The sequence below is a fragment of the Streptomyces sp. P9-2 genome (genome assembly GCF_051903975.1).
Lineage (GTDB): Bacteria > Actinomycetota > Actinomycetes > Streptomycetales > Streptomycetaceae > Streptomyces > Streptomyces cellulosae.
On sequence record NZ_CP192633.1, the window covers coordinates 6,522,902 to 6,535,884 of the forward strand.

Genomic DNA, 12,983 nt, shown 5'->3' on the forward strand with positions numbered 1-12,983 from the left:
CGTGGCTCTCAGTGGGTGCCGCTGTGCAGCAGCGTCTCCGCGGTGGCGAGGATCCGGGTGACCGTGAAGGCGAACCGCGCGTCGCACGGGTGCGGCTCCTCGGAGCCGGCCGCGGCGATCAGCGCGTCCGCGGCCCGGCCCAGCGCCGGGACGGCGTCCCCCCGGGCCTCCGGCAGGACGGTCACCCCGGACTCGCCCCGCAGCTCCACCATGGCGCCCGCCGCGGCCGCGGGAGCGGTCAGACTCAGCGTCGTACTGCTCGACGCCCCGCCGGAGTGGTCGAGCACGAGATGCACGGTGTCTCCGGGCCCGTACGCCGCCGCCGTCACCCGGCGCGGCTCGCCCAGCACCGGCAGCAGCACGGACAGGGCGTGCGGGCCGACGTCCCACAGGGCGCCCTTCTCCTGCCGCCAGGGCGAGGCGGCGAAGGGGTTGTCCTCGGACGTGAACACCGCGCCGAGCCACTGCGCCCGCCCGGTGAACCAGCCGCCGACGCGCGCCTGTTCCTCGATCCAGGCCTGGGGTTCCGGCTGGAAGCGGGTGGTGAAGAAGACCACGGAGGCCACGCCCGCCGCGTCGACGGCCTCCACGACCGCGCGCCCCTGCGCCACCGTCGTCGCGAGCGGCTTGTCCAGCAGCAGATGGCGTCCTGCCCGCGCGGCCCGCACCGCCAGTTCCGCCTGCACGGCCGGCGGCAGCGCCACCGCGACGGCGTCCACGTCGGCGAGCAGCGCGTCGACGTCGTCGTACGCCCGGACGCCGTGCACCGCGGCCAGCTCCCCGGCGGCCTCGGGCCTGCGGCCCCACACACCGACGAAGTCCAGGCCGGGGTGTGCGTCCAGCGCGGGGGCGTGTGCCGCCCGCGCCCAGGGTCCGGTGCCGAGCAGTCCGATCCGCATGCCGCCGCCTCTCCCCGGGCCGCCTCGCGACACCGGGCCCGTGTCCGCGCCGCGCCCCGCCGGCGCGCGCCAGGCCTGCACGGTGATCCGAGCCGGAACGCCGTGTCAACCACCGGCCGTCCGGGCCGCCTCAGCCCTGCCGCGTGTTGATGTTGACCATCCACGGGACGCCGAAGCGGTCCGTGCACATCCCGAAGATGTCGCCCCACATCTGCCGCTCCAGCGGCACCGACACCTGGCCCCCGTCGGACAGCTTCTCCCAGTAGCCCCGCAGCGTGTCCTCCTCCTCGCCGCTGAGGCTCACGGCGAAGTTGTTGCCGGAGGCGTACTCCATGCCGGGAGGCCCGTCCGAACCCATGATCGTGAAGCCGTCGGGGGTGGTGAGCATCGCGTGCATGATCTTGTCGGCGTACTCCTCCCCGGCGCCGCCGGTCTCCCCGAAGGTGTGCGTGCTCAGCTCCCCGCCGAAGACCTCCTTGTAGTACTCCATCGCCTGCCGGGCGTTGCCGTCGAAGTTGAGGTACGGATTGAGCAGCGGGGCCATCGGAACCTCCGGTACGGGAGCAAAGGGTCGGTTTCGCGCAGCGTAACGCCGGGGGAGGAGGGGCGCGCGGTGGACACGGCCGGTGCGTGCGGGGCCGATTCAGCGACCGGTCCGATGAATGCGTTCGGATTTCCCTGTTGGATTTCCGGGCACCTGGCGGCGAGGCTGGTATGCGCTTTCCATCTACGCCAGCACGACAGCCGGAAGGGGCTTCGCGCACATGCACACGCGTCGTATCGGTGAGGTCGAGGTGTCCGCGATCGGACTGGGCGGGATGCCCATGTCGATCGAGGGGCGGCCCGACGAGTCCCGTTCGCTGGCCACCCTGCACGCCGCCCTGGACGCCGGTGTCACCCTGATCGACACCGCGGACGCCTACCACCGGGACGCCGGGGAGGTGGGGCACAACGAGAGCCTGATCGCCAAGGCGCTCTCCACCCACGAGCGGGGCGGCGACGTCCTGGTCGCCACCAAGGGCGGACATCTGCGCCCCGGCGACGGCACCTGGACCCTCGACGGGCGCCCCGAGTACCTGAAGCGGGCCTGCGAGGCGTCCCTGCGCCGGCTCGGCGTGGAGGCGATCGGCCTCTACCAGTTCCACCGGCCCGACCCCGACGTCCCGTACGCCGAGTCCGTCGGCGCGATCCGTGACCTGCTCGACGAGGGCAAGATCCGCATGGCGGGCATCTCCAACGCCGACCCCGAGCAGATCCGCCAGGCCCAGGACATCCTCGGCGGGCGTCTGGTCTCGGTGCAGAACCAGTTCTCGCCCGCCTTCCGCTCCAGCGAGCCGGAGCTGGAGCTGTGCGACGAGCTCGGTGTCGCCTTCCTGCCCTGGAGCCCGTTCGGCGGCATCTCCAAGGCCGGCGAACTCGGCTCGGCCTACGCGCCGTTCGCACGCGTGGCGCAGGAGCACGGGGTGAGCGCGCACCAGGTGTGCCTCGCCTGGATGCTCGCCAAGTCGCCCGTCGTCGTGCCGATCCCGGGCGCGAGCCGCCCCGAGTCGGTCCAGGACTCCGTGCGCGCCGCCGACCTCGAGCTGAGCGCCGAGGAGATCGCGGAGCTCGACGCGGCCTGAGAGGCCGCACCACCCGCGCCCGGCGCCCCCTGACGGGCGCCGGGCGCCGTTCGTGCGCCGCGATCCGCCCGGGGCGGCGCTTCACAGGGGGAGGACCATCGCCCATGGCATCGCCGCAGATGAGACCGCTCGACCACCGCTACCGGGGCGAGCATCCCGTCCGCACGCTCGGCTACCTGTTCCGAGCGGACCGCGCCCGGCTGGCCGCGGCCGTCGTCGTCTTCACCGTCAAGCACAGCCCTGTCTGGCTGCTGCCGCTGATCACCGCGTCCATCATCGACACCGTCGTCCAGCACCAGCCGGTCTCCCGGCTGTGGACCAGCACGGGCGTCATCATGTTCATCCTGCTGGTCAACTACCCGCTGCACGTGCTGTACGTCCGCCTCCTCTACGGCAGCGTCCGCCGCATGGGCACCGCCCTGCGCTCCGCGCTGTGCACGCGGATGCAGCAGCTCTCCATCGGCTACCACTCCCGGGTCAGTGCGGGCGTGCTCCAGGCCAAGGTGGTGCGCGACGTCGAGACCGTCGAGCAGATGGTGCAGCAGACCGCGGAGACCGGACTCGGCGCGCTCACCGTGCTGGCCGGCGGGCTGGTCATCATCGGCGTGCGCACCCCCGAGTTCCTGCCCGTCTTCCTCGTCGTCGTGCCCGCCGCGGCCCTGCTCGTCGCCCGGCTGCGGGCGCGGCTGCGCACCCACAACGAGCACTTCCGGCACGAGGTCGAGACACTGTCCTCCCGCGTCACCGAGATGACCCGGCTCATCCCCGTCACCCGCGCCCACGGCCTGGAGGGCAAGGCGCTGCGCCGCATGCACGGCACCCTCGACCGGCTGCTCACCTCCGGGATGCGCCTCGACCTGGTCAACGGGCGGTTCGGCTCGCTGGCGTGGGTGGTGCTCAACGTGGTCGGCGTGACGGTGCTCGCCGGCGCCGCCCTGGTGTCGTACTACGACGTCTGGGGCGTCACCGCCGGCGACGTCGTGATGCTCAGCGCCTTCCTGACCACGCTCACCAACTCCACCACCACGCTGGCGGGTCTGGCCCCGGTCATCACCAAGGGGCTGGAGTCCGTGCGCTCGGTCGGCGAGGTGCTGCAGGCGCCGGAGCTGGAGGACAACGAGGGCAAGGCCGAGCTCACCGCGCTGCGCGGCGCGGTGACCTTCGAGGGCGTCGGGCACGCCTACGACGGCGACGGCCGCCCCGCCGTACGGGACTTCACCCTCGACGTCACCCCGGGCGAGACCGTCGCCCTGGTCGGCGCGTCCGGGGCGGGCAAGTCCACGGTGCTCAACCTCGTCATCGGGTTCATCCGCCCCACGTCTGGCCGGCTGCTGGTCGACGGCACCGACATGAACACCCTGGACCTGCGCACCTACCGGCGCTTCCTGTCCGTGGTGCCCCAGGAGTCGATCCTGTTCGACGGCACCGTGCGGGAGAACGTCGCCTACGGCATGGACGACGCGGACGAGGAGACGGTGCGGGCCGCTCTGCGCGACGCCAACGCGCTGGAGTTCGTCGACCGGCTGCCGCAGGGCCTGGACACCCTCGTCGGGGAGCGCGGGGCGCGGCTGTCGGGCGGTCAGCGCCAGCGGCTCGCCATCGCCCGCGCCCTGATACGGGATCCCAGGGTGCTGGTGCTGGACGAGGCGACGTCCGCCCTGGACACCCGCTCGGAGGCGCTGGTGCAGGAGGCGCTGGCCCGGCTGCTGCGCGGGCGGACCACGTTCGTCGTCGCGCACCGGCTGTCCACGGTGCGCGGGGCCGACCGGATCGTGGTGATGGCCGACGGGGCGATCCAGGAGGTCGGCACGCACGAGGAGCTGCTGCGGCGGGGAGGTGCGTACACGGCGCTGCACAGCGGGCAGGTGGCCTGAGCCGCCGTGCCTTGCTCGGGCGGTCCGGTCGCAGAGCGAATATTTTCGGTCATTTTCGAACAGCAGGGCGCGAGATGTGCGTGGTTTCGTCGTCTTCGGGCATGCGCACCGAAAACACGAGAGGGGAGCCACGTGCTCGTACCGGATCCGAAGGTCGTCAGGCAGCTGCTGACGCGGTATGCGACGCTGCGGATCGCGCAGGCGGAACGGCAGACGGCGGCGGTGGCCAAGGAGTTGGAGGACGTCACCCGCCGGCTGTGCGTGACGATGGGCACGGCCGGCATCCACGACGCCATCGCGCGCGCCGACGACCTGCTCACCCGTGCCCGCAGGGACCTCCGCCGGTCACCCGAGGGGGACGGGGAGAGCGGCCTGTCGCTGGCCGTCTGAGCCCGGGGCCCGGCCGTCCGCCCGGACGGCCGCGGCGCGCCCGCCCCGGAACGACCTGCGATAGGCGTACGGGGTCGTCCCCACCACCTTGCGGAACCGCTCGCGGAACGCCGTGGGGGAGCCGAATCCCGCCTGCTGGGCGATCCGTTCGACCGTGTGGTCGCTGTTCTCCAGCAGGTACTGGGCGCGCCGCACCCGGGCCCGCAGCAGCCACTGCAGCGGCGTGGTGCCGGTCTGCTCGCGGAAGCGGCGGCTGAAGGTGCGCTCGCTCATCCCGGCCCGCGCCGCCATCGCGGCGAGCGTCACCTCGTGCGCCAGGTTGTCCTCGATCCACTCCAGCAGCGGCTCCAGGTCCGAGCCGCGCGGCACGGGCGGATGCTCGTGCACGATGAACTGGGCCTGTCCGCCCTCGCGTTCGAGCGGCATCACCGACATGCGCGCCGCGTTCGCCGCCACCGCCGACCCGAAGTCACGGCGGATCATGTGCAGGCACATGTCCAGCGCGGCGGCGGCGCCCGCCGAGGTGAGGATCTGGCCGTTGTCCACGTAGAGCACGTCCGGCTCCACCTCGACGCGTGGATACAGGTGCGCGAACTTCTCGGCGGCCACCCAGTGCGTGGTGGCGCGCAGCCCGTCCAGCAGGCCCGCCTCCGCCAGCACGAAGGCGCCCACGCACACCGACGCGATCCGCGTGCCGGCCGCGGCCGCCTTCCGCAGCGCCGCCAGCACCGCGGGGGAGGGCGGCGGTGAGTTGGGGGCGCGCCCCGGCACGATCACCGTGTCGGCGTCCGTCAGCGCCTCCAGGCCGCGGTCCACGCGCAGCGTGAAGCCCCCGTCCGCGGCCACCTCCGGCCGCTCGGCGCACAGCCGGACGCGGTACGGGTGCCGGCCGTCGGGCAGCCGCGTGAAGTCGAACACCTGCATGGGTGCCGCCATGTCGAACGGCACCACACCGTCCAGTACGAGGATCGCCACGGAGTGCATGAACGCCACTTTAGGCGTATTCCCGCCACCTGTCCCTGCCCGGTCCTGTGTACGGCGTGCCTGGTCACGGCCGTTGGCGGGAATCCGTGGGGATCTGTCGATCCAGCCGCTGTGCGGCCACCGCGACCGCTTCTAGCGTGAACCCGGCATCCCGCCGTTCACGCCGATCCCGTCAAGGAAAGAGCCCCGGTGACCAAGCTGCTCCTCTCCCTCCACGTCCTGGCCGCCATCGTCGCCGTCGGTCCGGTGACCGTCGCCGCCAGCATGTTCCCGCCGGCCGCGCGCCGCGCCGCCCCCGCTGACGGGACCGACCCCGGCCCGCGCGCGGCCGGCACCGTGGAACTGCTCCACCGGATCTGCCGCGTCTACGCCGGAGTCGGCGTGCTGGTACCGGTGCTGGGCCTCGCGACCGGTCTCGCGATGGGCGTCCTCGGCGACGCGTGGCTCGTCGCCTCGATCGTCCTCACCGCCGTGGCCGCCGGTACGCTCTTCGCCCTGGTGCTCCCCCGTCAGGAGGAACTCGTCGCGCAGGTGACCGAGCGACGTCCCGTCGACCACCGCGGCACCGTCCAACTCGCCATGTTCACCGGCGTGTTCAACCTGCTCTGGGCGACCGTCACCGTCCTGATGATCGTGCGGCCCGGCTCCACGACGGGCGCCTGACGTCCGGAACGCGCACTTCACCCCCGTTGGCCGCATACACTCGGCAGTCGCGGCCCCGCTCCGGGGACGCCGAGCAGAAAGGCGCGTTGTCGGGTGTTCCAGGATTCCCCCATCTACGACCGACTCATCGCGGAGTGCGGCGACGTGCCCGCACAGGTCCGCCGTGAGGCCGAACGCGTGACCAGGGAACTGGAGTCGGTCATGCGGCCCCTGCGGTCGCCCGGCTACGGCCCGGGCCTCGACCGGCCGCACCAGGCCCCCGGCAACGGCTGGCAGCGCGCCGCCCTGTTGCCCGGACCCCGGCCGCACTGACCCGCGTACAGACCCCCGCGTCGGCGCGATGCATCCAGCTCATCGCGCCGTGGTGACCGAACCGGCCGGCTCGGTGGGCTCCTCGGGGACGGGACGGGACAGCCACTCCGCGATGGTCCGCGCGATCGGCTGTTCCGTCTCCACCTCGACGAACCCGAACTGCCCCGACTGGTTGCACTCCAGGAACCACCACATCCCGTCCGCGTCCTCGGCGAAGTCGAAGGCGCCGTACGCCAGTTGCGCCCGGCGCATGTACTCGAGCACGGCGTCCGCGGTGCGCGGCGGGACCTCCACCGGCTCCCACGGCGGGCCGGGCGCGGCGAACCGCACGTCCACCACCTGCGGGTCGGTGTCCGGCGCCGTCGCCTTGCGGGCCGCCAGCAGTACGTCGCCCACCACGGTGAGCCGGATGTCCGCCCGCTTGGCGATCCGCCGCTGCAGCAGCGTCGGCCCGTAGGCCACCGCCGAGAAGTCCGTGTCCGGCGCCACCCTGCTCGTCGGCACCGCCCGCGGCGGATCCTGCGGATGCGCCCCCGACACCGGCTTCACCACCAGGTCGGGGAAGCGCTCCGCGAACTCCCGTGCCGCGCGGGGGAACGTCGTGATCACCGTCGCCGGCACGGGCAGCCCGCAGCGCTGGGCCAGGCGCAGCTGCCACGGCTTGTGGCGGGCCTGCCGTGCGGCGTCCGGGTGGTTCATCCATCGCGCGTCGCAGCCGCGCAGCATGCCGTAGAGGGCCTGCGACGCCTCCTCGGTGAGCCAGGCGGAAGGCTGCGGGGCGCGCTCGGCCGGAGTGCCGGGGCGGCGCACCCACACCGACCGCAGCCCGCCGATGCTCACCAGCCGTCCGCCGGCGGACAGATGGCCGCGGAACCGGCCGTGGACGTACTCGCCGGACAGCGAGACGCCGCCGGTGAGATCGGCGGGGTCGAGACGGACCACCGGCACCCCTGCGCCGTTCAGATGCACCACCACCATGTCGGCGGTCACATCCTCCTCGCAGGTGAGGATCAGCACGGTCATGGTCTACGGTCCGCGTTCAGTCGTCGAAGTGGGTCTTGGAGCCCGCGGTGGACGTGGTCGTCCCCACCTCGCGCAACAGGGCATGGTCGCAGGCCGCGATCCGCCCGTCACCGAGGACGTTCAACTGCAGTCCGGAGTCATACGCATACGGAGTGGCAACGGCCAACTCCACCGCCGGACGGGCGTAGTTGAGCGCGAACGGTTGCATCGTCTCTCCCTCGTCGGTGCTGCGCCGATCAGGCAACGGCCGTCTGTGCGCCGCCGCTTGGTCCGCCGACTTGCGTTGGCTTCCAGAGACTTATACGAATCGAACGGGTGGTTGGTTTCCTCACGGAGCGTAATCATCGGCGGGTTGTCGTCCCGGGCGCCTTCCGGGCACTCCGGGCGTCCCCGCGCCGAGGGAACCACGCATGGTGCGCAGAGCGAGCAGCAGGACGCCGATGTCGTCCAGGTACACGGGGTCGGGCACCAGATCGGCAGGAAGCACCAGATAGAGCACCGCGCCCCAGAAGACCCATCGGGGTCCTGTGGGCAGTCCCGCACGCCGCAACTCCCGCCGTGTGCGGACCAGACGGACCAGCACGGCCACGGCGCCCGCGAGCACCAGGGCCGCCAGGACCGCGACGCCCCACACCACGGTCGTTGTGTCCAAGGTCACTGCCCTCCTCCCGGTGGCCGCGATGCCGCGGCCTCGCCCCCCGACACAGTCCTCGAGGAAACGGATTCCCGTTCCGGGCCCCGGTATGGCGGCGGGGACCGGCCATGCGCGCTCGCCGACCGTTGCCCCGTGAACAACACCCGAAACACGGAATCGTCGCAGGTCATCCCTGCGGCTCAGTCAAGTGGCAGCACGCGGTGGGGGAGCCTAGTAATGGTCATCAGTCTTCCCCTGGAGTCGATCATGACCACTTTCTCCTCGTCCCCCTCCAACGAACCGGGCATACCCGTGGATACGGCCGCGGCCCCGCCCGTCGGCACGACGGGCGCCGCGACCGGCGCGCACCGGCCCGAACCGGCCTGGGCGCGCCACCGGACGGCGGACCACACGGCTCCGGCCGAGGCGCGGTACCCGGCCGGCGCGGGCGCGGACACAGCGCCCTCGCGCGATCCGTCCGGGGCGGACCGCACGGTCCGTCAGGCCGACGCCGGCTACTCCCGCGATCCCGTGCACGGCAATCATCCGCGCGACCCGGTCGACCGGCCGCGCGAGCCCGCCGGGGCGGAAGGGTCCCGGGACCCGGTGGCGCTCGTCGACCTGGTGGATCCCGTGTCCACCGTGGATGCCCCCGCCGGGCCGCCGGGTGCGGACCCGGGAACGCCCGTCGGGCCTTCCGGGCGGGTGTACGCCGACCCCGTCACCGACCTGGTGCACGCCGCCGTGTCCGACCGGCCCCTGGAAGATGTCGTCGACCTCATCACCGCGCTCGAACGGTCCCCCGAGCACACCCGCGCGGTCGTCGACGCGCTGCGGGCCGCCGGCATCGACCGGTCCGTGGAGGACGTCACCCGACTGGTCTCCCTGCTGACCCGTCCGCCCCGTGACGCCGCCAGCGCCGACGAGACGATCCGCGCGGCCGCCGCCCACCGCTCGGTGGAGGACGTGACCCTCCTCGTCGCGCTCCTGCACAACGAGCCGCTCTCCCCGCACTGCCGCGAGGAGGCCCTGCGCGCCGCCGCGACCGGCCGGTCCGTCGACGAACTGGTCGAACTGATCGACCGTCTGGCCGCGCACCGTCCCCCCGAGCACCTCCTCCGCGCGGCCGTCGCGGAGGCGGCCGGGCACGCGGAGGAGACCGCTGGACAGCAGGAGGCGCGGCAGCAGTTCCGGCCCGAGCCGGAGCGTGCCCCGGCCTCCCGTGGCGGCGCACTGCGGATCGGGCGCCGCCGCCAGCTGCGGCCTGTGCGCCGTCCCCGCCCCGCCGCCCGCACCCGTCCCTCTCGCCCCGTGCCCCGGGCGGCGATCTGGACCAGCTGGCTGGCGGCCGTCGCCCTCGCGGTCTGCGCGGTGACCCACTTCCCGCTGCAACGTGACGGCGTGTCACTCAACGTCCACGCCCTCGCCGTCGGCCTGTCCGTGCTGTGCACGGTGCTGGCGCTGATCCTCGTCGTACGCCCGGCGGTGGTCGTGCTCGCGGCGGGGGTGGTGGCGGCGACGGTACTGGCCGTCGCCCACGCCTACGGCGGCTCGTTCACGGAGGCGACGCTGCCGAGGGCGGTCGACCTGGCCCTCGCCCCGGACTGGCTGGCGACCTCGGCCGCGATCGCGGCGGCCCTGCTGGCCCTGACGGCCCTGGTGGTCCGAGCGGCCACCCCGACCCCGGGCTCCCGCTGGTCCCCCTGGCCCCCGGCGGAACCCCACCACGCGGCGGACTGACCGGCCGACGCGGGCGGCGGGCGGTGACGGAGTGGCACCCACGGTGCGCCCCCTCCACCGCCCGCCGCCCGGCTTACGCCTCCTTGATCGGCGTTCCGCTTCGGGCGCGGGCGAAGGGGCCACGTCTTCCGAAAGGGCGCTAGCCCTTGTCCGGAGCCTCCGCTTCCGGCTCAGGCCCCGGAGCTGTCTCCTCCGGGGCGGGCCGGCCGCGGCGGGAGGCCCCCGGCTTCAGGCGTTCCAGAGTTCGCGTCAGGTGCTGGAGCGGGGCCGGGGTGCGTGGGCGGGACGGCTGGGTGGCCGGGGCGGGGGGAGTGAGGCCCATCTCCCGATAAGCGGCCAGCGCCTCGTGGGCGCGTTCCGCGGCCTCGCGGTACAGGTCGCGGGACTTCGTCATCGCGTCCAGCGCCTCGGCGTACATCGCCACCAGCGCCCGCTCCCGCTCGAGTTCCTCGGCGAGGGTGAGCAGGTGCCAGTCCTCGCGCAGCGCGGTCAGCGCCTGCTCCGCCCTCTCCGGCAGCTCCCTCGGCAGCGCGTCGTGGCGCAGCACCGCGTCCACCAGGTCCGTGGGCTCCGTGCCGTCGAGGAACACCGCGCGCACGGCGAAGGCGTCCGGCTCGTACCCCTCGGGGGCCGGGCGGCCGGGCAGCACCGCCGCGCCGCCCCGGGGGACCTCCACGTCGAACTCCCGCAGCGCCCAGTTCGTCACCCGCGCCTGCTGCGGGGTGGCCCGGTGCTCGACGACCCGGTGGCGCAGACCCGGCGGCAGCCAGTGCGCGAGCGGCACGTGGCCGCGCTCGTCCGGGGTCATCGCCTCGTGGACCACCACGTGGATGTACCAGGGGTCGCGTGCGCAGTCCCGCAGCCGGCGCCGTACGTCCTTGTCGTCCTCCGGGAGCATGTTGATCTCGCCGGGGCGCAGTCCTGACGCCGGGTCGTGGTTCCAGGCGGTGTCCGGCTCCTGCGGCCAGAACATCGTGACCGGGGACGGCCAGGAGGGGTCCCAGGGGCGTTCCGCCTCGGCGACCAGCAGCCAGTCGCGGTCCGGTCCCTTCGCCCTGGCGGGGGAGAGGGCCAGGCGGGCGCGGACCGTGACGCCGTCTCCGACCCGCGTGCGGGACTCGAACACCAGGTCGGGCTTGGTGTCGTCCTCCGGGAGTTCGAGGAAGTCGTCGATGCTCCCGGCGTCCTTCAGGGCGGCGAGGCTGCGCCGGAGCGTCTCGTCGGCCCGCTCCCCGACGTGGCGGCCGCGGGTCGTCCGGACGGTGGGAGGGACGGTGGGGCGGGCTGTGGCAGAGATCGGCATGGGTCCAGTCGTCAGCGGGGGCACGTGCTGCCTTCAGTATCGTCGCCCGGGCGGCACGACCGGACGCCGGGTTCCGCCGTACGGCTGCCCGGCCCGCGGGCGGCCCGCCCGGACGGCCGCCACCCCGCCCGTTCACACGCACACCTGTTCCCGCACGCCTCCGGGAACCGCCCGTCCGACCCCCGCGTGCCGCCCCGTGCACAGCGCGAGAAGCGCGGACCTTATCAGCGTCCCGGCGCCCGTGTCGCATATTCCACCGGAAAAAGCCAAAGCCCTCACCTCGGTCGAGCACACACCGTAGCGTCGACGTCACGTTCGCGGTACAGCCGTGCGAGGAGGGGGATCCGGCGTGCCCGGAATCGACGAGAGCCTGCTGGAAGCCATGCGACTGCCCGGGGCGCGGGGCGCCCTGGTGGTCGACTGGATCAGCGGGCTCGCCCTGGGCGCGGTGGGCGAGGCGCCTGGCGGCGACGTGGAGGCGACCGCCGCCGAGACCGCCGAACTGGCCCGCCTGGCGATGGAGAGCGGCGCCCTCGCCCCCGCGCACGCCGGACAGGGCAAGGAGCCGCCCGTCGAGGACCTGATCCTCACCACCGCGGACGCCTTCCACCTGCTGCGCTTCGTCGTCACCACCTTCGACAGCACGGTCTTCCTGTTCCTGTCGCTGGACCGCGCCGACGGCAACCTCGCCCTGGCGCGCATCCGGCTGGCCGAGATGGCAGACCGGATGGTGCTCGGATGACCGCTGCCGCCGCCCGCGCGGACGGATCCGCCCCCGCACTGCTGGACACCCTCGCCGCCGACCGGGCCACCGGGGCCCTCACCACCCGCTCCGGGATCTTCTACCTCGCCGCCGGACACGTGGTCCACGTCGAGTCCGCGCACAGCCCCGCCCTCGGCGACCTGCTCACCCGCAGCGGCGCCCTCGCCCCGGCCGGCTGGTGGGAGGCCGTCGAGCGGGCCGGTGCCCGGCAGCGGGTCGGCCGCCAGCTCGTCGACAGCGGCCGCCTCACCGCAGGCGCCCTCGAACTCGCCCACCTGGGCGCGCTGTTCGACGCCGCGTACTTCGCGCTCGCCCACGACGGCACCGCCCTGCGCTTCCGCCCCGGCGTCGCCCACTGGCTCGGCGCGGTCCGCCCCGTACCCGTCGCGACCGTGCTGCGCGAGTCGTACCGCCGCCGCGCCCTGCTGGACCGCATCCACCCCGACCCGGCCGTCGACACCGCGCCGCTCACCCGCACCCCCGACGCCGGCCAGGCCGTGCTGCCGCCCCGCAGAGGCCGCGCGCTCGCCCTGGTCGACGGCGGACGCACCGCGGCGCAGATCGCCTCCGCCCTCGCCCACCGCACCTTCCACACCCTCGTCGAGCTGCGCCGGCTGGCCGCCGACGGACTGGTCGCCCCCGCACCCCCCGCGCCCGCCCCGCCCGTCCACCCCGTCCCCGGCGCGGGCCGCGCCGACTGGGACGAGCCCGACACAGCGCTGCTGAGACGGCTCCTGGACGCCTTGGAGGCACTGTGATCCGCACGCGCCGGCAGC

Annotated in this window: 15 protein-coding genes; 8 read left to right on the plus strand and 7 right to left on the minus strand. The window is 73.8% G+C overall.

The annotated features are described in order from the left end of the window. Positions 1–8 precede the first annotated feature (8 nt). Positions 9–899: a Gfo/Idh/MocA family protein gene (locus ACQY0Z_RS29550; RefSeq protein WP_189900162.1), complete on the minus strand. Its 891-nt coding sequence runs from the start codon at positions 897–899 to the stop codon at positions 9–11. 130 nt (positions 900–1,029) lie between these two features. Continuing rightward, positions 1,030–1,443, minus strand: coding sequence for a VOC family protein (locus ACQY0Z_RS29555; protein WP_439813101.1), 414 nt, complete (start codon positions 1,441–1,443; stop codon positions 1,030–1,032). A 220-nt stretch (positions 1,444–1,663) separates the two neighbouring features. Here ACQY0Z_RS29555 and ACQY0Z_RS29560 point away from each other — a divergent pair, with 220 nt between their 5' ends. The 3 genes from ACQY0Z_RS29560 (at position 1,664) to ACQY0Z_RS29570 (ending at position 4,785) form a co-directional block, all read left to right on the plus strand. After that, a complete protein-coding gene (locus tag ACQY0Z_RS29560; RefSeq protein ID WP_189900160.1) occupies positions 1,664–2,521 on the plus strand; it encodes an aldo/keto reductase in 858 nt (285 codons plus the stop codon). A 104-nt stretch (positions 2,522–2,625) separates the two neighbouring features. Continuing rightward, a complete protein-coding gene (locus ACQY0Z_RS29565; protein WP_189900159.1) occupies positions 2,626–4,395 on the plus strand; it encodes an ABC transporter ATP-binding protein in 1,770 nt (589 codons plus the stop codon). A 132-nt stretch (positions 4,396–4,527) separates the two neighbouring features. Further along, positions 4,528–4,785: a DUF5133 domain-containing protein gene (locus tag ACQY0Z_RS29570; RefSeq protein ID WP_189900158.1), complete on the plus strand. Its 258-nt coding sequence runs from the start codon at positions 4,528–4,530 to the stop codon at positions 4,783–4,785. On the opposite strand, the gene ACQY0Z_RS29575 is transcribed toward ACQY0Z_RS29570, so the two are convergent. After that, on the minus strand, positions 4,741–5,769 hold the full coding sequence (locus ACQY0Z_RS29575; protein ID WP_189900157.1) for a helix-turn-helix domain-containing protein: 1,029 nt from the start codon (positions 5,767–5,769) through the stop codon (positions 4,741–4,743). The genes ACQY0Z_RS29570 and ACQY0Z_RS29575 overlap by 45 nt on opposite strands. A 189-nt stretch (positions 5,770–5,958) precedes the next feature. On the opposite strand from ACQY0Z_RS29575, the gene ACQY0Z_RS29580 reads away from it, so the two are divergent. Both ACQY0Z_RS29580 and ACQY0Z_RS29585 read left to right on the plus strand, forming a co-directional pair. Then, positions 5,959–6,432 (plus strand): hypothetical protein, encoded by a 474-nt coding sequence (locus ACQY0Z_RS29580; RefSeq protein WP_189900156.1) that lies wholly within the window; start codon positions 5,959–5,961, stop codon positions 6,430–6,432. Between the two features lie 93 nt (positions 6,433–6,525). Then, positions 6,526–6,744 (plus strand): hypothetical protein, encoded by a 219-nt coding sequence (locus ACQY0Z_RS29585; protein ID WP_189900155.1) that lies wholly within the window; start codon positions 6,526–6,528, stop codon positions 6,742–6,744. A gap of 39 nt (positions 6,745–6,783) precedes the next feature. Here the strand turns inward: ACQY0Z_RS29585 and tgmB are convergent, their stop codons facing one another. The 3 genes from tgmB to ACQY0Z_RS29600 all read right to left on the minus strand — a co-directional run bounded on the left by tgmB (position 6,784) and on the right by ACQY0Z_RS29600 (position 8,419). Continuing rightward, entirely contained in the window at positions 6,784–7,767 is a 984-nt protein-coding gene (gene tgmB / locus ACQY0Z_RS29590) for an ATP-grasp ribosomal peptide maturase (RefSeq protein ID WP_347226017.1), read from the minus strand. A 16-nt stretch (positions 7,768–7,783) separates the two neighbouring features. Next, the gene (gene tgmA / locus ACQY0Z_RS29595) at positions 7,784–7,975 is read right to left on the minus strand and encodes a putative ATP-grasp-modified RiPP (protein ID WP_004935783.1); all 192 of its coding nucleotides are present in this window, start codon (positions 7,973–7,975) and stop codon (positions 7,784–7,786) included. Between the two features lie 120 nt (positions 7,976–8,095). Continuing rightward, a complete protein-coding gene (locus ACQY0Z_RS29600; protein ID WP_189900152.1) occupies positions 8,096–8,419 on the minus strand; it encodes a DUF1232 domain-containing protein in 324 nt (107 codons plus the stop codon). Between the two features lie 249 nt (positions 8,420–8,668). Here ACQY0Z_RS29600 and ACQY0Z_RS29605 point away from each other — a divergent pair, with 249 nt between their 5' ends. Beyond that, the gene (locus ACQY0Z_RS29605) at positions 8,669–10,141 is read left to right on the plus strand and encodes a hypothetical protein (RefSeq protein ID WP_439813102.1); all 1,473 of its coding nucleotides are present in this window, start codon (positions 8,669–8,671) and stop codon (positions 10,139–10,141) included. A 139-nt stretch (positions 10,142–10,280) separates the two neighbouring features. Here ACQY0Z_RS29605 and ACQY0Z_RS29610 read toward each other — a convergent pair whose 3' ends face one another. After that, positions 10,281–11,444, minus strand: a complete 1,164-nt coding sequence (locus ACQY0Z_RS29610) for a hypothetical protein (protein ID WP_347226016.1) — start codon at positions 11,442–11,444, stop codon at positions 10,281–10,283. Positions 11,445–11,793: 349 nt separating this feature from the next. On the opposite strand from ACQY0Z_RS29610, the gene ACQY0Z_RS29615 reads away from it, so the two are divergent. Further along, positions 11,794–12,186 carry a hypothetical protein gene (locus ACQY0Z_RS29615; RefSeq protein WP_019527252.1) on the plus strand — a complete coding sequence of 131 codons (393 nt, stop codon included), beginning with the start codon at positions 11,794–11,796 and terminating at the stop codon, positions 12,184–12,186. Next, positions 12,183–12,965 carry a hypothetical protein gene (locus ACQY0Z_RS29620; RefSeq protein ID WP_189900146.1) on the plus strand — a complete coding sequence of 261 codons (783 nt, stop codon included), beginning with the start codon at positions 12,183–12,185 and terminating at the stop codon, positions 12,963–12,965. Before ACQY0Z_RS29615 ends, ACQY0Z_RS29620 begins: the two co-directional genes overlap by 4 nt. The last annotated feature ends 18 nt before the right edge of the window (positions 12,966–12,983 follow it).